This window comes from Olleya sp. AS48, from assembly GCF_038900355.1.
Lineage (GTDB): Bacteria > Bacteroidota > Bacteroidia > Flavobacteriales > Flavobacteriaceae > Olleya.
This window is the reverse complement of sequence record NZ_JBBMRD010000015.1, coordinates 1-19,923: the sequence shown is the minus strand read 5'-3', so window position 1 is coordinate 19,923 and position 19,923 is coordinate 1. Positions and strand designations below refer to the sequence as shown.

Genomic DNA, 19,923 nt, shown 5'->3' with positions numbered 1-19,923 from the left:
TTTATATAAAGTTAGCTTCAAACATAGCGCTAAAATGCTTTAATATTTTAGATTTCACTTCTGCTTCATCCACAGACTTAACACCTAATTCTACTTGCATGGAAGTTACTGCTTTACCTTTAATTCCACATGGAATAATATTATCAAAGTAACCTAAATTAGCATTGACATTAAGTGCAAAACCATGCATTGTAACCCAACGACTAGCTCTAACTCCCATTGCACAAATTTTACGCGCAAAAGGGGTTCCTACATCTAGCCAAACACCTGTTTCTCCTTCACTACGTGTTGCTTTTAAACCATATTCATCTAAAGTTAAAATAATAACTTCTTCTAAAAAACGTAAATATTTATGGATGTCTGTAAAAAAATTATCTAAATCCAGAATAGGATAACCAACTAATTGTCCAGGACCATGGTACGTAATATCTCCTCCTCTATTAATTTTATAAAACGATGCACCTTTCTCTTTTAATTGGTCTTCGTTTAACAATAAATTAGACATATCACCACTTTTACCTAAAGTATAAACGTGTGGATGCTCCACAAATAAAAGGTAGTTATTAGTTTCTAGACCAGCAGCTTCCCTTCTATTTTTAATTTTTGTATCTAAAATACCTTTAAATAATACTTCTTGATAATCCCAAGTCTCTTTAAAGTCTTTAGTACCTAAATCTTGTATTTGTACGTTCTTATTCATGGTAAAGTTTAATGTTACAAAGATACAATTTATCTTGCCTATTCCCTATAAAAGAAAAGATTTGGCAGTATTTAACAAACCGTAATTTATTAAATTTAATATCAAAACCGCAAATCAAATCCTTATATTTGCGTCTTAAATTTATTACAATAATACTATGTCACAATTATCTGAGCTAGAGCTCGTACGTAGAGAAAAACTTGCAAAATTACGCGAGTTAGGTATCAACCCTTATCCAGCAGATTTATATCCTGTTTCTAACAATTCTAAACAAATAAAACAGGAATTTAAGGAAGGCAAACAGGTTGTTATTGCAGGTCGTTTGATGTCTAGACGTATTCAAGGTAATGCTAGTTTTGCAGAGCTGCAAGATAGTGAAGGTCGTATTCAGGTTTATTTTAACAGAGACGAAATCTGTACAGGTGAGGACAAAACAAAATACAACACTGTTTATAAAAAACTTTTAGATATTGGAGATTTTATTGGTGTAGAAGGTGAGCTTTTTACCACTAAAGTTGGCGAAAAAACAGTAATGGTTAAAAACTTTACAGTTTTAAGTAAAGCTTTAAAACCCTTACCGCTGCCTAAAACAGATGCCGAAGGTAATACATTTGATGCTTTTACAGATCCCGAACAACGTTATAGACAACGTTACGCGGACTTAGTTGTAAACCCTAAAGTAAAAGAAGTTTTTGTAAAACGTACTAAGTTATTTAACGCGATGCGTGACTTCTTTAATTCGTCTGGATATTTTGAAGTAGAAACACCAATATTACAACCTATTCCAGGTGGTGCTGCTGCACGTCCTTTTATTACACACCACAACAGTTTAGACATACCATTATATATGCGTATTGCTAACGAGCTGTATTTAAAACGACTTATCGTAGGTGGTTTTGAAGGGGTTTATGAGTTTTCAAAAAATTTCCGTAACGAAGGAATGGATCGTACACATAATCCAGAATTTACAGCAATGGAAATTTATGTAGCTTATAAAGACTACAATTGGATGATGGATTTTTGCGAACAATTACTAGAGCATTGCGCAATAGCTGTAAACGGAACATCTGAAGCTACATTTGGTGAACATAAAATAGATTTTAAAGCGCCTTATGCTAGAGTCACTATGGCAGATTCTATTAAACACTTTACAGGTTTTGATATTAATGGTAAAACAGAAGATCAAATACGTACTGCTGCCAAAGACATGGGTATTAGCGTAGATGCAACCATGGGTAAAGGTAAATTAATAGACGAAATTTTTGGAGAAAAATGTGAAGGTAACTACATACAACCAACCTTTATTACAGACTATCCAAAAGAAATGAGTCCTTTATGTAAAGAGCATAGAGATAATCCAGAATTAACAGAACGTTTTGAGTTAATGGTTTGTGGTAAAGAAATAGCAAATGCATATTCAGAGCTAAATGATCCAATTGACCAACGCGAGCGTTTTGAGCACCAATTAAAATTAGCTCAAAAAGGAGATGACGAAGCTACCGAGTTTATAGATGAAGACTTTTTACGTGCATTAGAGTACGGAATGCCTCCAACATCAGGAATGGGAATTGGTATGGATAGATTAATTATGTTTTTAACCAATAATAAATCAATACAAGAAGTCCTGTTTTTTCCACAAATGAGACCTGAGAAAAAAGCAGTTCCAATGACAGAGGACGAAAAAGCACTATTCGCATTAGTAAAAGCAAGTAGCCCAATAGACCTTAATACACTTAAAGAACAATCTGGTTTAAGTAACAAAAAGTGGGACAAAACTATTAAAGGATTAACCAAATTAGGTGTCGCTAGAGTCAATAAAACAGACGATGGATTATTTGTTGAAACTATATAAATACAGCATTACAAAACACCACTTTTAAATATATAAAAAGGAATTACATACATGTAATTCCTTTTTTTTATTCCCAACATTTAAACTTACAGACATTATAATTGGTTCATTTTCTTTATTTTCACGATTCAAAACCACTAACAATGAATAAATTAACCACATTAGTACTAACACTATTACTTTGTTTTTCCTGTAGCAAAAATGAAGATGTTGACACCATAGATATACCAGTAACGACTACTCCACGACCTATTGCACAATTATTACCTAACCTATCACAACTTAATCTTTTTGAAGGACCACTTAAAGATTTAACACCATCTCCTTATAGTTTTACATACACTTTAAACACACCACTTTTTACAGATTATGCACATAAAGCACGTTTTATTGTATTGCCTGAAGGCGAAACATTAGCAGCTGTAGGCAATGGAATGCCAGAGTTTCCAGACAACTCGATAATAGTAAAGTCTTTTTATTACAATTTAGATGAAAATGATTTAAGCCAAGGCAGAAAAATTATCGAAACCAGGTTACTAATAAAACAAAACGGAACATGGATCGCTGGCGATTACCACTGGAACGAAGCACAAACCGAAGCAGTTTTAGAAAACAACGCTGCAACAGTACCAGTGTCTTTTATTGATAAAAATGGAACAACTGTAGCAGTAAATTATCAAATTCCATCAAACTTAGACTGCGTAACCTGCCATTCAAACAATGACCAAGTAAAACCATTAGGACCCAAATTACGCTCCATTAATTACAATAATCAACTACAAAACCTAATAAACAACAATCAAATTACTGGTATATCAGATATTTCCACAATAACAACTTTACCAAATTGGGAAGATGATGCCACCTACTCCTTACAAGATCGTGCTAGAGCATATTTAGATGTCAATTGTGCCTCTTGTCACCAACCAGGAGGTTATTGCGATGTACAAACCACTTTAGATTTTAGATATGAAACCCTTTTTGAAAACACATCCATATTAGAAAAAAAAGGTGAAATAAATTCTAGAATGGTCAACTATCAAGAATTGTTTAGCATGCCATTATTGGGCACTACCTTTGTCCATACAGAAGGCTATTTCTTGATTAAATCCTATTTAAACACATTGTAATTAACTGTCGACCAATCTTTTTAAACTGTTAATTAAAGATTAAAAAAACTAAGGCGTTTAAACCATTCTCAAATTTGCACGTCTTAGTAGTATAACAATTTAAAAAACAAAAAAAGATGAAAAGATTAGTAATACTAGCATTAGCTTTAATAACATTTCAAGCAAATGCACAAGACAACAAAAAAGAAAAGCGTCAAGAAAATAAAAAAGAACGTTTAGAGCAACGCCAAAACTTAGACCCTCAAGATATGGCACAGTTACAAACAAAAAAAATGACGTTACATTTAGATTTAACAGAAGCCCAACAACAAAAAGTGATGGCTTTAAATTTAGAAAGTGCTAAAAAACGTAAAGAAAACTTTGATAAGCGCTTAGCTGAAAAAGATAATAAAGAGCGTGTAAAACCTACTAAAGAAGAAAAGTTAGCGCGCATGAATGCTAAATTAGATGCACAAATTGAAGCTAAGAAAAAAATGAAAACAATCCTTACTGCTGAGCAATACACTAAGTGGGAAAAATCTTTATCGAAAAGAGAACATGGACGTAAGCACATGAAAAAGGGTTCAAAAAACAAAAAAGATCATAAAAAAGAGGATAAATCTGACAATTAAATCTATGATTTAGTATCAAATATTAACTTTTAAAGGTAAAAAAGCACTGATTGTCTATTCAGTGCTTTTTTATTTGTAATTATTAATCAAATAGTGTTACTTTGAGAGTATAATTAATTAACACTTACACAATGAAAAAAATAATTACACTTTGTCTTTTCGTTTTTGGTTTAACACTAGCAACAACAACTGCTAATGCACAACAAAAATTTAGTGCAGAAATAAATAATGCAGCACAAGCAAAAACTGCAGAAATTGGAAGACTTGTTAAAGCTTATGAGCCAACTCAGGAATTAATGTTTGTTGCTTATCAAGAATTTTACTCAAAATCGGAAACATTAAACAACTCATTTGAAGTTGGTACAAGTGAATATAATACGTTTAGCAAAAAAATTAACGAGCGTTTATCACTTCAACTTAAAGAAATTTTAAATGACGAACAGTACACTAAATTTTTAGAGTTGTCCAATTAATAAAACCACAGAGTAGTAATACACTTATATAAAAAAAGCCGATTATAAAATAATCGGCTTTTTTATGTTTTATAGTTATTGTTTAATGCTGTTAACTAAATACTGCTTTACATGCTGCAATAGTTTTATCTAAATCTTCATAAGATAAAGCATCATTTAAAAACCAACTTTCAAAAGCACTTGGTGCTAAATAAATCCCTTGGTTAAGCATGCCATGAAAAAAGGTTTTAAACGTGTCGTTATTTCCTTTAGCAGATGTTTCAAAATCTACAACCTCATCTTCACAAAAGTGAACAGATATCATAGAGCCAACTCTGTTTATTGTATGAGTAATGTTTAATTCTGTTAAAACGGTTGCAATACCTTTATGTAAATAGGCTGTTTTTTTTGCTAAACTTTCAAATACATCACCAGAATTCAACTCGGTTAACATAGCTAATCCTGCTGCCATAGCTAATGGATTACCACTTAATGTTCCGGCTTGATACACTGGACCTAAAGGTGCTAAATGATTCATTATTTCAGCTCTAGCTGCAAAAGCACCTACAGGCAATCCTCCACCTATCACTTTACCAAAACACACAATATCTGCTTTAATACCTAGTAATTCTTGTGCACCACCTTTGGCTAATCTAAAGCCAGTCATAACTTCGTCAAAAACTAACAGTATGTTATTAGCATCACAAAGGTCACGTAAACCTTCTAAAAACCCAGCTTTTGGAGGAATACAACCCATATTTCCAGCAACAGGCTCGATAATTATACAAGCTATTTCATTTTTATTGGCATTAATTAAAGCTTCGACATTAGCCAAATCATTATACTTTGCTAATAAGGTATCTTTTGCTGTACCTTGGGTAACTCCAGGACTATTAGGTGATCCAAAAGTTACTGCACCACTTCCTGCTTGAATTAAAAATGAGTCTGAATGACCATGATAACAACCAGCAAATTTGATTATTTTGTCTTTGTTTGTATATCCTCTGGCCAATCTAACAGCACTCATACAGGCTTCTGTCCCAGAATTAACAAAACGTATTTTGTCAATATTTGGTACCATTGACACAGCTAACTCTGCTATTTGAGTTTCAATTTGAGTTGGCATTCCAAAGGATGTTCCTTTTTTTGCTTTATCAATAACTGCATCTACCACTGGTTTGTGTGCGTGACCTAAAATCATTGGTCCCCAAGATGCGATGTAATCTATTAATTTGTTATCATCTTCATCATATAAATAAGCACCTTTAGCTTCTTTAACAAAAATAGGTGTTCCACCTACTGCTTTAAATGCTCTTACAGGTGAGTTTACTCCTCCTGGTATTACTTGCTCTGCTTCTGCAAACAAAGCACTACTACGTTTATAAATCATAGACTTTAAAAATCTTTTGGAATTGGTTTTACAAATAACACTTGACCTACAAATAGGTTATCGCCTTCTAAACTATTTAAAGACTTAATAGTATCTATAGTTAGGTTATATTTTTTTGATATCGAATATAATGTATCGCCTTTTACAACAGTATGCTTGTCGTTTGCTACATTTTGCTTACCTAAAACTACAGCATCAAAACGATATAATTGATAACGCTCTATTAGGCTTATTAATTTATCTGGATATTTTCTGTCTGTAGCATAACCTGCTGCTCTAAGCTCTCTGGCCCAACCTTTATAGTCATCTTTTTCTAGCGTAAATAGTTTTGAATACCGTTTACGTTCTGTCAAAAATAGTGAATGATCTCTAAACGAGTATTTAGAGTTTTTGTACTTACGAAAACACTCTTGAGAGGCATCATCATCATGATAAATTTTTGCACCTGTCCACTCATGGCATTTAATTCCAAAGTGATTATTAGCTTCTACAGACAGACGTCCTTGTCCAGAAGCAGACTCTAATATTCCTTGTGCTAAAGTAATACTTGCAGGTATATTATAATTACGCATTTCGTCTTGAGCTATATCACTATAAATTGCAATATATTCGTCCGTTTTACTAGCATATACTTCAGGTGTTTCTTTTATTGGAGTGGCTACTACAATAACATCATCCTTGGTGTCTTTTTTAGTATCCCTTTTATTTCGTACAACCCTAACGGTTTTTTGTCTACCTTTTTTTGTAGTCACTTTTTTTGAAGAGCCACAACTTACAATTAATAAAGTAAGACAAAGCATGGTAATTATTTTTTTCATCAATTATAAAATTAACTGTTGTTGTTTTTGTTTTAATCTTTTATTCATACCTACAATACCTTGCAAACCTCCAGTATGAATCACTAATATTTCAGAATTTGGCTTAAAATAATCACGTTTAATTAAATCGTAAATACCAAACATCATTTTTCCGGTGTAAACAGGATCTAATGCAATATTATTTTGCTTTTTAAAGCTATTAATAAACGTTACTAATTCTGTGTTTATTTTAGCATAACCACCAAAATGGTAATCTGTCATCAATTGCCAATTATCTTGTTTTGCAAATTTACTAATATCTTCTTTTAAAAAGTCACCTTTTAAAGCTGAAAAACCTAAAACTTTTTGTGCTGTGTTTGAATTATTAATCAAGCCTGATAAGGTACCTCCTGTTCCTACGGAAGCACATATGTAATTAAATTTACGGTCTGTTTCCGTCAAAATTTCTTCGCATCCTTTTACAGCCAAATCATTGGTTCCGCCTTCAGGAATTAAATAAAAGTCACCAAATTCTTTTTTAATTTTTTCGTAAAACGACTGTGTTCCTTTTAGTCTAAATGCTTCACGACTTATAAATTTAAATTGCATACCACAAGACTGTGCAAACTTTAAAGTTGGGCTATCCAAGACCTTGTCGTTAAGCTCTTCACCTCTAATAATTCCAATTGTTTTTAAGCCATAAACACGTCCAGCTTCTGCTAATGCTGCAATATGATTAGAAAATGCACCACCAAAAGTCAGTAAAGTATCCTGATTAAGCGTTTCCGCGAAAGCGATATTATATTTTAATTTTCTATATTTATTACCAGATATAATTGGATGAATTAAATCCTCTCGCTTTATATATAAAGAAACAGAACTTTTAAATGGAAGTTCTATTTTTTGATTAACACTAAGTTCTGGTTTAAATTTCATGCTTGCTAAGATACTTTAAAAATTGCCAAAAACGTCTAGTTTTTAGATACTCAAGATTTAGGTCATTACAATAGGCTTCTCTTTCAAAGCTTATATTTTTGTAAGCTAAATACCAATTTTTATGTTGGATATACCTAAAAACAAACTCTAAACCATACCAGATATAAAACGGTACTATTAATAACTCTAATTGCTGTTTTAAGTGAATTTTTTCGTGATTGACCAAGGTCTCACTCTGTTTTAAAACTTTAGATTTTAAAAATATAAACGGAAAAACAGTCATACCTGTATAACCTTTAGGTACTAAATATTTAGATACTATTATCATGATTACTGTCTTTCAAAATATATTCCAATTTACGTTATCTTTGTGATATGAAGAAGATAATTCCAGTTGAAGAAGGCGATTTTTACCTTACACCTGAAGGTTACCGCTGTTTTACAGAACAGTACCATTTAAAACGTGGTTATTGCTGCCAAAGCGGTTGCAGGCATTGTCCATATGGATTTAATGCAAAAACTAACGCAATAAAAAACAAGTAAAGTTACTAACTACTATGACATTTAAAGAGCAAATATTACAAGGTATTCCTGATAATTTACCCAAAGCAAAACCTTTTGATCCCTCCATAAATCACGCACCTAAACGAAAAGCAATATTAAGTAGTGAAGAGACAAAATTAGCTTTACGAAATGCCTTGCGTTATTTTGACAAAAAACATCACGAAACACTATTACCTGAGTTTAAAGCAGAGCTAGATACTTATGGTCGTATTTATATGTATAGATTTAGACCAGACTATAAGATGTATGCTAGACCAATATCTGAATATCCTGCACAATCCAAACAAGCTGCTGCTATAATGTTAATGATTCAAAATAATTTGGATTATGCAGTTGCACAACATCCACATGAGTTAATTACTTATGGTGGTAATGGTGGTGTATTTTCCAATTGGGCACAATATTGCTTAACCATGAAATATTTGGCAGAGATGAATGATGAGCAAACTTTAGTCATGTACTCTGGTCATCCAATGGGATTATTTCCTAGCCACAAAGAAGCACCAAGAGTTGTAGTTACTAACGGAATGATGATACCTAACTACTCCAAACCAGATGATTGGGAGAAATTTAATGCCTTAGGTGTTACGCAATATGGTCAAATGACTGCTGGAAGTTATATGTACATTGGTCCACAAGGTATTGTGCATGGTACCACTATTACAGTTTTAAACGGATTTAGAAAAATTAAAAAAGAGCCTAAAGGTAATTTATTTGTAACCTCAGGACTTGGCGGAATGTCTGGCGCACAACCCAAAGCTGGTAACATTGCTGGCTGCATTACTGTTTGTGCAGAAGTCAATCCAAAAATTACACAAGTACGTTTAGATCAAGGTTGGATTGATGAAAAGATTACAGATTTAGACCAATTAGTCTCTCGTGTTAATAAGGCTAAAGCCGAAAAAGAAACCATTTCTATTGCTTATTTAGGAAATATTGTAGAGGTCTGGGAAAAATTTGATGAAGCCAATATAAATATTGATTTAGGTAGTGATCAAACCTCATTACATAACCCTTGGGCTGGAGGCTACTATCCTGTAGGTATTACTTTTGACGAAGCTAATATTATGATGGCCAATCAACCTGAGTTGTTTAAAGAAAAAGTACAGGAAACATTGCGTCGTCATGCTGACGCAATAAATAAACACACCGCAAAAGGCACTTACTTTTTTGACTACGGAAATGCCTTTTTACTAGAAGCATCAAGAGCAGGAGCAGATATTATGGCTAAAAACGGTATTGATTTTAAATACCCTAGTTATGTACAAGATATTATGGGTCCTATGTGTTTTGATTATGGTTTTGGCCCATTTAGATGGGTGTGCGCATCAGGTAATCCTGAAGATTTAGCAAAAACAGATGCAATAGCTTGTCAAGTTTTAGAAGAAATAAAGCAAAATTCACCTGAAGAAATCCAACAACAAATGTCCGATAACATCCAATGGATTAAAGGCGCACAAGACAACCAATTAGTAGTTGGATCACAAGCTAGAATATTGTATGCAGATGCAGAAGGTCGTATGAAAATAGCCGAAGCTTTTAATCAAGCCATAGCAAATGGAGAAATTGATACCGTTATATTAGGTCGTGATCATCACGATGTTTCTGGTACAGATAGTCCTTATCGCGAAACGTCTAATATTTATGATGGTTCACGCTTTACTGCAGACATGGCTATACACAATGTTATTGGAGATAGCTTTAGAGGTGCTACTTGGGTTAGTATCCATAATGGTGGTGGAGTCGGTTGGGGAGAAGTAATTAATGGTGGATTTGGTATGGTTCTTGATGGTAGTATAGAAGCATCAAAAAGATTAAAACAAATGTTGTTTTGGGACGTAAATAACGGAATATCAAGACGTAGTTGGGCTAGAAATGACGAAGCTATTTTTGCTATTAAGCGCGCAATGGATATTGAACCTAATTTAAAAGTAACTTTACCTAATCTTGTTGATGATGCTTTATTAAATTAAGTTAAACTATAAATATTATCGCCATGAACAAAACATTACGAATTTTACCAGCATTGCTATTACTTATAGCATTTACTTCATGTAGCTCAGTAAAAGTAGCAGCAGATTATGATAAAGCTGTAGATTTTAACAACTACAAAACTTTTGCTTTTTTTAAATCAGGAATTGATAAAGCCGAAATTAATGATATTGACAAACGTCGCATCCTTAGAGCTATTGAGTCTGAGTTACTAGCTAAAGGGTATACTAAATCTCAAAACCCTGACTTACTAGTTAGTATTTTTACTAAATCCAATCAACGTGTTGATGTTTACAACAACAATTGGGGAGTTGGTGCTTGGGGTTGGGGTGGACCTCGTTGGGGATGGGGTTGGAATATGCAACCTACAGTCTCTACTACTACTCAAGGTGTTTTGTATGTGGACTTAATTGACGCAAATAAAAAAGAATTAGTTTGGCAAGGTCAAGGTACTGGATACTTATCTAAAAATGTAGATAAAAAAGAGGAACGCATTAAAGAGTTTGTAACTAAGATTATGGAAAAATATCCTCCAGGAATGGAACAATAGTAATAGTTTAAAATTTAAAAAAGCGACTACTTATTTAAAGTAGTCGCTTTTTTTATGCTAGAATTTAATATTAGCCTTTTTATGAATTTTAATTATCTCATTGGATAATTCCAAATAAGGTTTGGTAACCCATCCTTTTTTTGATAATTGTCTATGAAGCGTAATAAACTTAAAATAATTTGAATAAGTTAATGCTGGATCAAAGCTTATAAAGGCAACATCTTTTGAATTTAAGGTTTCTACAAACTGAGCGTTATCTTTAATTTCAATATTACTATTTCCATATTTTAAACCGTTGTTAGATAACTCTAATTTATTATAGCTTTTCCCTTCTAAAACCTCATCAATAACTTCTTGTTGATTAGTATAAATTCTATAACCTAACTCGAACATTTCATCAACAGGTGGTGGAGGTGGTGGCGGAAACATTAAAAACGAATCTGAATCTTCTTTACTGAGTTTAGCTATACTATCGTTATAGCGCTTATTTTTAGTTTCTTCTTTTTTAGTAAGCACCTTTTTTAGATCTTCTATATGAAAAAAGGACTGATGATTCTTTATTGAAAAACCAAATACTATATCTTTATTTTCTATAGTATTAGTCTTAAAAACTAAATTATAAAAGTAAGCAGAAGCTAACTCGGTTTTAATTTTATCTACAATAGTGTATTTAACAGATTGATCAATGTATAAGAATATTTTGACTTGATGTTTTTGCATTTCTTCTAATTGACTTCTGTTATACGCTAAGGTTTTAGCCAAATCAGATAATGCAATCGCTTGGTCTTCTAGATAAATGGATTCATGTTTGTCTGTATAAAGACTATAGATTGGTGTGATACTAGTTTTAGATATACTAATTGCATCTTCGCCTTTAGGCAACTGTATGGATTGTATTTGTGCGTTTAAACCAAACACGCAAAACCATATCATACCTATTGTTATTTTTAATCTCATAATTATTGTATTAAATCTTTTGGATAATATGGATTGTCTCTAAAACTACTATCGTCTAGTTCTTTTATTTTTACTATTGCTGCTGCAGGAAAACACCAGTAACCACAGTAATCATTATTCTTACTCGTGTTTAAACCATAAATTGATTCTTTACTTATAATATCAAACCAATTCCTTTTTAAAAATAAATCAATTTTACTTTCAATTTCTTTTTTATCATTTAAAAAAAGGACTTCCTTTAATTCTTTAAACTTCTCATTTATACCGAAAAACTCTTCATAAGACTCAGACTTGATTGCACCTCGATTTGGATCCTTATACATAATAAAAAAATTAAACAAAAAATCTACAACTTTATCTTTATCAATGAAATTAGATATTGAATTAAAATACTCCTTTTTAGCATCCAACAAAACACTAATTGACAATAAATCTATTATAATTGAGAAAAGCTTTAAAGAATATTGATTTAAAAACTCTCCTTTATTCTTTTGAGAAGACACTAATGACGAATGATTTTTACGCCAACATTCTGTGAAAAGCGTCAATGTATTATGCAAGTCCTTATTTACACTTTCTGAAAACATATCATCACCTCTAGAATATTTGGCAAAGATTATTTTTAAATAATTTCTAACCATATCAAGTTTCACTGAATATATTCTATCCACTTTAATTTGATTATTTTTTAATTTCTCAAATCTTTTTTCTTGATTAGCATAGATACCGTCTGTAAAATCATTAAAATACGCTTTGCCTTTATATTTATCTCTCATTCAATTTATTTTTAATGATCCCACGGTCCTATTGGTTGTCCTATTCTATTATCATATCCGACACTAAAAAATGAATTCAATTTTTAATTTTCTATTACACTTTTATTTTCACCATAAGGCATAATACATAATCTATCAGATTTAGGATTCTTATACCTTAAAAAAATATTAATATCATTTCTATCTTTGAATTTACTATAATTATTAACACCTATTTGCTTTGGTAATAAAATAGAATGATCTAATAAAATATTAACTACAACAAATAAGGTTTAGCATGACCATTGTCCACCAACCACTGATTTAGTTCTAATCCGTCATCTAATATAATATTAGCTAAATAACGTCCATATTTACCTTGCTTATCTTTATAGGATCGAATAGTAACTTCTTTATCCAATATCATGCTTCTAACAATATCTCTAACCTTCCTACCTTCTTCTTTCTCTGCTCCTCTCATTTCCGGTGTGTCAATCCCGTACAGACGTAATTTCATTTCTTGAGAATGTAGAAACCCTAAATCTACAACTGCTGTTACGGTGTCACCATCGTAAACTGCTATTATTTTTGCTTTGTATGTGTACATAATATTATTTTATAATGCTAAATATACAAAATAAAAAAGCCCTTAAAACTTAAGTTTTAAGGGCTTACAATAGTATAACAAACTAGTACTTAGTTTTTGTTTTGCTCTTTAAAGTTATCAAACTCACTAGCCTTCATTTCTCTTGGCCAAGAATTGTTAGACGTGTCAACATCTGCAGTTTCTAATTTAGGATCTACAGTAATGCTTACAATCTCTTTTTCTGTTGCTAACGTTTTACTTACTTCTTTATCATTAAGTCTCCAGATTTGTGCTGGATACGTTTCTGTTTTAGATGTACCATCAGCATAAGTATACTCAACTATAATTGGCATCACTAATCCTCCTGGCTTTTCAAAAGTTACTTTATAAAAGAATTTTGGTTCTTTTATTTTAGCACGCTCTTCAGCTGTAAAGTTATCCATTACATACTCATTTAAAGTAGTAGAGTTTTCTAGAGCAGACTTTCCTTTTAAGTTAGTATCAAAATCATCCGCACCTTCTTCTACAAAAAATACTAAAGGTGGTAAGTCACTTAACTTCATCCCTCTTTGCTCAGCCATTTTTTTAATTTCAGCATTTGGCTCGTTAGATACAAAGTATTTTTTAACTTCTTTAACACCTATATCTACGTAGTCTGTTGTATAAAACCAACCTCTCCAGTACCAATCTAAATCAAAAGCTGAAGCATCTTCCATTGTACGGAAAAAATCTTCTGGTGTAGGGTGTTTAAACATCCATCTGTTAGAGTATTCTCTAAATGCATAATCAAATAATTCTGGTCCCATTACAGTTTCACGTAAAATATTAAGTGCTGTTCCTGGCTTACCGTATGCATTATTACCAAATTGGTAAGTATTTAATCCTTTAGTCATAATTGGAGCAATGTAATCTTGATCTCCACCCATATATCTTACAATGTTTGCTGCTGGTCCACGACGTGATGGATATGCTGTTTGTCCTTCAGATAAAGCATCTGGATACCATTTTCCAAAATCTTGTTCTGCTACATATTGTACAAATGTGTTTAAACCTTCATCCATCCAAGTCCATTGACGCTCGTCACTATTTACAATCATAGGAAAAAAGTTATGTCCTACTTCATGAATAATTACAGACATCATTCCAAATTTAGTTCTGTCACTATAATTTCCATCTTTATCAGGACGACCATAATTCCAACAGATCATTGGATACTCCATTCCTTGCTCTTTAGCATGAACAGATATTGCTTTGTGGTAAGGGTAATCAAAAGTCATACGAGAGTAAGACTTTAAAGTACTTGCTACTGCTTTTGTTGACCAGTCTTCCCATAATGGGTTTCCTTCTTTACCATATAATGATACTGCCATAACATCTTTATTACCAATCTTAACACTCATCATGTCCCAGATGTAACGTCTTGATGTAGCAAAACCAAAGTCACGTACATTTTCTGCATATAACTTCCATGTTTTAGTTTTAGTTGCTTTTGTGCTTAGTTTAGCAATTGCTTCATCTTGAGTTACAATTACTACAGGCTCATCATAAGATTTTTGTGCTTTTTCATAACGTTTCATCATTTCTTTTGAAAACACATCTTTTCTATTAGTCAACTTTCCTGTACCATCTAAAATATGATCTTCTGGAACTGTAATGTTTACTTCAAAGTTTCCGAAAGGTAATGCGAACTCATCACGTCCCCAAAACTGAGAATTTTGCCATCCTTCGACATCATTGTAAACTGCCATTCTTGGGTAAAACTGAGCGATAACGTATGCTCTGTTATCATCCTCAGCAAAATACTCGTAACCAGAACGACCTCTCCCATTTACGTGATCATTAATATTATACCACCATTTGATTGAAAACGAAAAAGATTCTCCTGATTTTAAAACAGAAGGCATCTCTACACGCATCATCGTTTGGTTGATCATATGCGGTAATGCATTACCTTTAGTATCTTTTACTTCTTGGATGTTAAATCCACCATCAAAAGCTTCGGTTAAATATTTGTTTGCAAAGTTACCAGGTGTATCTGCTGGTTGTGCTGCGTCATCTTGAATTAATGGTGTTAAAGATGTTTTAGCACGCATGTTTTGATCCAACTGTACCCATAAATAATTTAAATTATCTGGTGAGTTGTTGGTGTAGGTTATGGTTTCAAAACCATAAAGTTTTGCGTTTTTATCATCCAATTGGATGTCCATTTTGTAATCTGCTTGTTGTTGGTAGTACGCAGAACCTGGAGCACCTGATGCTGCTCTGTACATGTTTGGTGTTGAAAACTCGTCATACAACTGTTTAAACTTGTTGTTGTTGGTATGACCTGGTTGACGTTCTTTCTTTTCATTTTGGTCCTGTGCAAAAGCACTTACGGACAAAAATAAAGCTGAAAGAAATAGATACTTTAGTTTTTTCATTGTGATAGTTTGTTACTTTAAGAACGTGAATTTAACAAAAATTAACGTTGTTTAAAATCTTTGTTAAAAGTTTAACAAACCTTTATCTTTCTCTGCTATCAACACAAAGGTTTTATTTTTGTCGTTAATATTGGTGCGTACAATGTTTTTTTGATCGTCAAATAGATCAAACAACACTTTATTTTTTATTTCAAAACTCTTGATTGATGCAATGTTTTCTATTTCTAGATAACAATACATTATATCGTCATCATATTTTTTTCCTATAAATGTTATTTTTTTTGGCTCATCATTTATCGAAATTTCAATTTTTTCTAACAAATACTTTTTAACGTATTGATTGATAACTTCCTCGTTACCACCATTATTTAAAGTAATATTACTATCGTAACGTTTACGTATTAATTTTTCAAAATCGTCTACAAAAATTCTTGAAATAATTTGAAGTGATTGTTTCTCTTTTACGTATTCAATTTGCGTGATACTTACATAGTATTTGTGCACTGATGTAAATGATAATAGCGCAAATACGGTTATAAATAAAAGCTGTTTTAGTGTTTTCATAAGTATAATGTAATTACAAATCTAATGGATTAATGGCAAAAAGTATTCCAAATAATTATTTATTCTTTAGTGTTTAAATTTGTTTTGTATTGGTCTAACTTCTTTTGAAAAAAAGCTAAAGCATCTAAATTACTTTTGCTACAAACACTTCTAAAGTCCGGATCTTCTTGTACAAAGTAAAAAAAATCTATATGGTGTTTTTCGTCTAAAGCATTGTTTTTAAAAAAAGCTTCTTTTAGGTCGTTTTTAAGTCTTACTAATAAGGCATCATCATTTTCTAATCTTACAATTTCTTTTAGCTTTTTAGTACGACCTGATATACCGTTTAACAATGGATTTAATGGTATAAAACCTCCTCCTGTTGTTGCTTCATGTAAGACTCTTTCGGCAGATGATTTTTGTTTTCCTTGGTATCCAGGTATGCCTACGTCATAAAAATTGATTACTGGTTTAGCCTCTAGAAGCAACAAATCGTCTTCTAAATTTCCTGACAAAGACCTTTTTAAAAAAACTTCGTCTAATTGATTGGTTTGTAATTTTAAAGTAACTGCTATTGTTTTTGAAGTTATATCCTCTTGACTAACTACTTTGGTTAGTAATGTATATTGTACTGCAGAAAATATAATGGTATCGTTTAATTTAGCCTTGATAACAAAGCTTCCATCTTTGCTTGATGTTGCATTAGTTAAAGAGGTTTTATTTAATATATGAATACTTTCAATATCGTCTTCAGCAGTGATTGTCCCATTTAGCTCAACAGTCTGAGCGTGTATCATTTGAAACATCACAAATAACATGAAACATAAAAAAAGCCTATTTTTTTTCAACTTTCTCTTTTAAAAAGTTTTTGCTTTCTGTATTAAGATGCTCTATTAATTGCATTTCGTTACCTTTATTCAATAAATTAACATCAAAATTATTACTTTCAACATAGGCCATAAAGGCTTCTACTTTAGCTTCCGGAATATTAAAATTGTCTGTAAAATATTTATGATCATAAGTATCACTTAAAGTTGAAGATTGGTATAAAACCTCTTTGGTCTCCTTTTTATTTTTATTTTTTTTACTAAAAATCAAATCTACTAAGCTACCTAAAATTAACATTCCGTTGGCTTGGTATCGCAATCTATCGTTCTGACTCATAGCTGCTAAATTTTCTACTTTACTATATTCGTCATCAGCAAACTCGTAAAGACTAATATCACCAATTCCAAAATAAATAGCGTCTAAATCTGGATTAAAGGTTTCGACGTTTGCAATGTCTTCATCTAAAATTCCGGACAAATCGTATGGCAAAATAACAACCTCATCCAGCTTATTAATTTGTTCTACTAAAAAGACATTCATTTGTTTAGAGTCTAAAACCTCCTGAGCGACCAACACCGTAAAATCTTTAAATTGTAAAGCCGAAATACTAATTTTATCATTAAGTTTTGCACTAATAGTAAACTCTCCGTCGGCATTAGTTACTGTTCCTTTATTTGAAGACGAATTATAAATGGTTATGCCTTCTAAATCTGGAGACGCGACAATAACCTTACCTTTAAGCTCGACTCTGGTGCTGTCTTGAGCATTAGCAAAACTAAAAGCTAAAAGAAAAAATGCAATAATATATGATTTCATGTTGGTTGATTTTAGGTAAATTAAAAACTTTTAGACTAAATTATTATGTTAAGCATCTATAATCTTTTGTTAAAAGCTTCTAATACCTAAATTTACAAAAACTAAAATTATGAAGCAATTAATAATCGCAAGTACTTCAACCCTTCATTCTGGTCAATATTTAGACTATTTATTAGACGATTTAAAAATTCATTTTAAAAATATAGACGACATTGTTTTTATACCTTATGCGAGACCAAGTGGTATAACGCATGATGAATACACAAAAAAAGCAGCAAAAGCTTTTTCTAAAATTGGTATTACAGTAAAAGGATTACACGAGTTTAAAAATCCAGCAGAAGCTATTACTAATGCTAAGGGTATTTTTACAGGTGGCGGAAACACCTTTGTTTTAGTTAATGCGTTGTATAAATTTAAGTTGATTAATCCCTTAAAAGCTGCTGTTAAAAACGGAACCCCTTATTTAGGTACAAGTGCTGGAAGTAACATATGTGGTCTAACCATGTGTACTACCAATGATATGCCAATTGTTTATCCGCCAAGTTTTAAAACACTAAGCTTTGTGCCATTTAATATTAACCCTCATTATTTAGATCCAGATCCTTCAAGTAAACATATGGGAGAAACTAGAGAAACTAGGATAAAAGAGTTTCATAAATTTAACACACAACCGGTTGTTGGACTTAGGGAAGGTAGTTGGCTAGAAGTAAAAGGGCAATCTATTCAATTAAAAGGTGTGTTAAATGCTAGAGTTTTTGAACATGGAAGTGAGCCTTACGAAATTGAAACAGACACTTTTTTAAATGAATTAAAATAAAACTAAAGCATGAGCTTTATTGAAGGCTAACTTTAAACCTTATATAGTATAGTAATATGATATAGAATAAATACATCTAACTGTATTCCAAAAAAAAAAGCTCCATCGTTATGATGAAGCTTTTGAGCGAGAGACCAGGTTCGAACTGGCGACATTCAGCTTGGAAGGCTGACGCTCTACCAACTGAGCTACTCTCGCATTTCCGGTGGCAAAAATAGTACTAATTGTTAGATTAACAAGTATTATTTCAATTTTTATTTTGTTTTTTATCGATTATTTTAAACACTTCATCGATACATAAAACGCAAAGGACTGTTTTTACGTAGATATAGAGTTATAAAACATATGTTTACATAAAAAACCCCCTTAGATGAAAAAAATTCTACTAATTCTGACAATCCTAATCACGACAAATGCTTTAGCCCAAGTCAAGATTGGTGATAATCCTCAAAACATTGACCAAAATTCAGTACTTGAATTAGAAAGCACAACCAAAACGCTTGTCGTTACAAGGATTACAACTGCACAAATGAATGCTATCACACCTCTTGAAGGTGCAATAGCCTATAACACTGATGAAGATTGTTTATTTCAGTTTAATAATAATGCATGGAATAGTCTATGTGTTGATGTCATGGCTAGTGAAACGGTTACTTCAATTGTATCTAATAATGATGGCACACTAACGTATACAGACGAATCTGGAACAAACACTATAATTTCTTTAAGTGATGCAGATGCAGATGCGACTAACGAAATCCAAACTGTAGAATCAACTGATGGTTCTGTTGCTGTTACTGCTAATGGTAATGATTTTGATTTAAGCGTTACTCCTTTTGATGATGCTGCATTACAATCTCAAATTACAGAAAATGCTGATGATATTGATGCTATTGAAGCAGAACAGATTACTCAAGATGCTGCTATTGCTGACAATACTGCAAACATTACAACCAACACAGATAGTATTGATGCTTTAGAAGCTGAACAAATTACGCAAGACACTGCGATTACTGCTAATGAAACTGCAATAGCGGATCACATTACTGCTGATGAAGACATTGATGCAACTAATGAAATTCAAACTGTAGAATCAACTGATGGTTCTGTTGCTGTTACTGCTAATGGTAATGACTTTGATTTAAGCGTAACTCCTTTTGATGATACCGCTTTACAATCTCAAATCACAGAAAACGCTGATGATATTGATGCAATTGAAGCTGAACA

At 32.1% G+C, this 19,923-nt stretch carries 21 protein-coding genes and 1 tRNA gene; 9 read left to right on the top strand and 13 right to left on the bottom strand.

All coding sequences use genetic code 11. The annotated features are described in order from the left end of the window. Position 1: 1 nt before the first annotated feature. Complete coding sequence (gene lipB, locus WNY60_RS14905; protein WP_145006528.1) at positions 2–700, bottom strand: lipoyl(octanoyl) transferase LipB; 699 nt, start codon at positions 698–700, stop codon at positions 2–4. Between the two features lie 157 nt (positions 701–857). On the opposite strand from lipB, the gene lysS reads away from it, so the two are divergent. The 4 genes from lysS (at position 858) to WNY60_RS14885 (ending at position 4,766) form a co-directional block, all read left to right on the top strand. After that, entirely contained in the window at positions 858–2,552 is a 1,695-nt protein-coding gene (gene lysS / locus WNY60_RS14900; RefSeq protein WP_342862860.1) for a lysine--tRNA ligase, read from the top strand. Between the two features lie 143 nt (positions 2,553–2,695). Beyond that, a complete protein-coding gene (locus WNY60_RS14895) occupies positions 2,696–3,682 on the top strand; it encodes a hypothetical protein (RefSeq protein ID WP_292947307.1) in 987 nt (328 codons plus the stop codon). Between the two features lie 116 nt (positions 3,683–3,798). Further along, positions 3,799–4,293 (top strand): hypothetical protein, encoded by a 495-nt coding sequence (locus WNY60_RS14890; protein ID WP_145006460.1) that lies wholly within the window; start codon positions 3,799–3,801, stop codon positions 4,291–4,293. A gap of 131 nt (positions 4,294–4,424) precedes the next feature. Next, positions 4,425–4,766, top strand: coding sequence for a hypothetical protein (locus WNY60_RS14885; RefSeq protein ID WP_145006457.1), 342 nt, complete (start codon positions 4,425–4,427; stop codon positions 4,764–4,766). Positions 4,767–4,857: 91 nt separating this feature from the next. Here the strand turns inward: WNY60_RS14885 and hemL are convergent, their stop codons facing one another. The 4 genes from hemL to WNY60_RS14865 are packed head-to-tail and all read right to left on the bottom strand — an operon-like array spanning position 4,858 to position 8,196. Then, positions 4,858–6,135 (bottom strand): glutamate-1-semialdehyde 2,1-aminomutase, encoded by a 1,278-nt coding sequence (gene hemL / locus WNY60_RS14880; protein WP_145006454.1) that lies wholly within the window; start codon positions 6,133–6,135, stop codon positions 4,858–4,860. Positions 6,136–6,140: 5 nt separating this feature from the next. Further along, on the bottom strand, positions 6,141–6,953 hold the full coding sequence (locus tag WNY60_RS14875) for a glucosaminidase domain-containing protein (RefSeq protein ID WP_342862859.1): 813 nt from the start codon (positions 6,951–6,953) through the stop codon (positions 6,141–6,143). Between the two features lie 3 nt (positions 6,954–6,956). Next, the gene (locus WNY60_RS14870) at positions 6,957–7,868 is read right to left on the bottom strand and encodes a pyridoxal-phosphate dependent enzyme (RefSeq protein ID WP_342862858.1); all 912 of its coding nucleotides are present in this window, start codon (positions 7,866–7,868) and stop codon (positions 6,957–6,959) included. Then, entirely contained in the window at positions 7,858–8,196 is a 339-nt protein-coding gene (locus WNY60_RS14865) for a hypothetical protein (protein WP_145006445.1), read from the bottom strand. Before WNY60_RS14865 ends, WNY60_RS14870 begins: the two co-directional genes overlap by 11 nt. A gap of 47 nt (positions 8,197–8,243) precedes the next feature. On the opposite strand from WNY60_RS14865, the gene WNY60_RS14860 reads away from it, so the two are divergent. From WNY60_RS14860 to WNY60_RS14850, 3 genes are read left to right on the top strand one after another with little or no spacing between them, the layout of a single operon-like run. Then, positions 8,244–8,411 (top strand): DUF5522 domain-containing protein, encoded by a 168-nt coding sequence (locus tag WNY60_RS14860; protein ID WP_186439235.1) that lies wholly within the window; start codon positions 8,244–8,246, stop codon positions 8,409–8,411. A 14-nt stretch (positions 8,412–8,425) separates the two neighbouring features. Next, positions 8,426–10,405 carry a urocanate hydratase gene (locus WNY60_RS14855; protein WP_342862857.1) on the top strand — a complete coding sequence of 660 codons (1,980 nt, stop codon included), beginning with the start codon at positions 8,426–8,428 and terminating at the stop codon, positions 10,403–10,405. A 23-nt stretch (positions 10,406–10,428) separates the two neighbouring features. Beyond that, positions 10,429–10,974 (top strand): DUF4136 domain-containing protein, encoded by a 546-nt coding sequence (locus tag WNY60_RS14850; RefSeq protein ID WP_342862856.1) that lies wholly within the window; start codon positions 10,429–10,431, stop codon positions 10,972–10,974. Positions 10,975–11,031: 57 nt separating this feature from the next. Here the strand turns inward: WNY60_RS14850 and WNY60_RS14845 are convergent, their stop codons facing one another. The 7 genes from WNY60_RS14845 to WNY60_RS14815 all read right to left on the bottom strand — a co-directional run bounded on the left by WNY60_RS14845 (position 11,032) and on the right by WNY60_RS14815 (position 17,879). After that, positions 11,032–11,931, bottom strand: coding sequence for a hypothetical protein (locus tag WNY60_RS14845; RefSeq protein ID WP_342862855.1), 900 nt, complete (start codon positions 11,929–11,931; stop codon positions 11,032–11,034). A gap of 2 nt (positions 11,932–11,933) precedes the next feature. Beyond that, a complete protein-coding gene (locus WNY60_RS14840; RefSeq protein ID WP_342862854.1) occupies positions 11,934–12,707 on the bottom strand; it encodes a PoNe immunity protein domain-containing protein in 774 nt (257 codons plus the stop codon). A 256-nt stretch (positions 12,708–12,963) separates the two neighbouring features. After that, positions 12,964–13,293 (bottom strand): thermonuclease family protein, encoded by a 330-nt coding sequence (locus WNY60_RS14835; protein ID WP_145006430.1) that lies wholly within the window; start codon positions 13,291–13,293, stop codon positions 12,964–12,966. Between the two features lie 89 nt (positions 13,294–13,382). Further along, the gene (locus WNY60_RS14830) at positions 13,383–15,692 is read right to left on the bottom strand and encodes a M1 family metallopeptidase (protein ID WP_342862853.1); all 2,310 of its coding nucleotides are present in this window, start codon (positions 15,690–15,692) and stop codon (positions 13,383–13,385) included. 63 nt (positions 15,693–15,755) lie between these two features. Next, positions 15,756–16,256 (bottom strand): DUF6702 family protein, encoded by a 501-nt coding sequence (locus tag WNY60_RS14825; RefSeq protein ID WP_145006424.1) that lies wholly within the window; start codon positions 16,254–16,256, stop codon positions 15,756–15,758. 59 nt (positions 16,257–16,315) lie between these two features. Further along, positions 16,316–17,032, bottom strand: coding sequence for a hypothetical protein (locus WNY60_RS14820; RefSeq protein ID WP_342862852.1), 717 nt, complete (start codon positions 17,030–17,032; stop codon positions 16,316–16,318). Positions 17,033–17,069: 37 nt separating this feature from the next. Then, the gene (locus WNY60_RS14815) at positions 17,070–17,879 is read right to left on the bottom strand and encodes a carboxypeptidase-like regulatory domain-containing protein (protein WP_145006418.1); all 810 of its coding nucleotides are present in this window, start codon (positions 17,877–17,879) and stop codon (positions 17,070–17,072) included. A 109-nt stretch (positions 17,880–17,988) separates the two neighbouring features. Here WNY60_RS14815 and pepE point away from each other — a divergent pair, with 109 nt between their 5' ends. Beyond that, a complete protein-coding gene (gene pepE, locus WNY60_RS14810; protein WP_342862851.1) occupies positions 17,989–18,696 on the top strand; it encodes a dipeptidase PepE in 708 nt (235 codons plus the stop codon). Between the two features lie 125 nt (positions 18,697–18,821). On the opposite strand, the gene WNY60_RS14805 is transcribed toward pepE, so the two are convergent. Next, positions 18,822–18,894, bottom strand: a tRNA-Gly gene (locus WNY60_RS14805). A 172-nt stretch (positions 18,895–19,066) separates the two neighbouring features. Here WNY60_RS14805 and WNY60_RS14800 point away from each other — a divergent pair. Further along, positions 19,067–19,923: hypothetical protein (locus tag WNY60_RS14800; RefSeq protein WP_342862850.1), on the top strand; the 857-nt coding region annotated here is incomplete at its 3' end.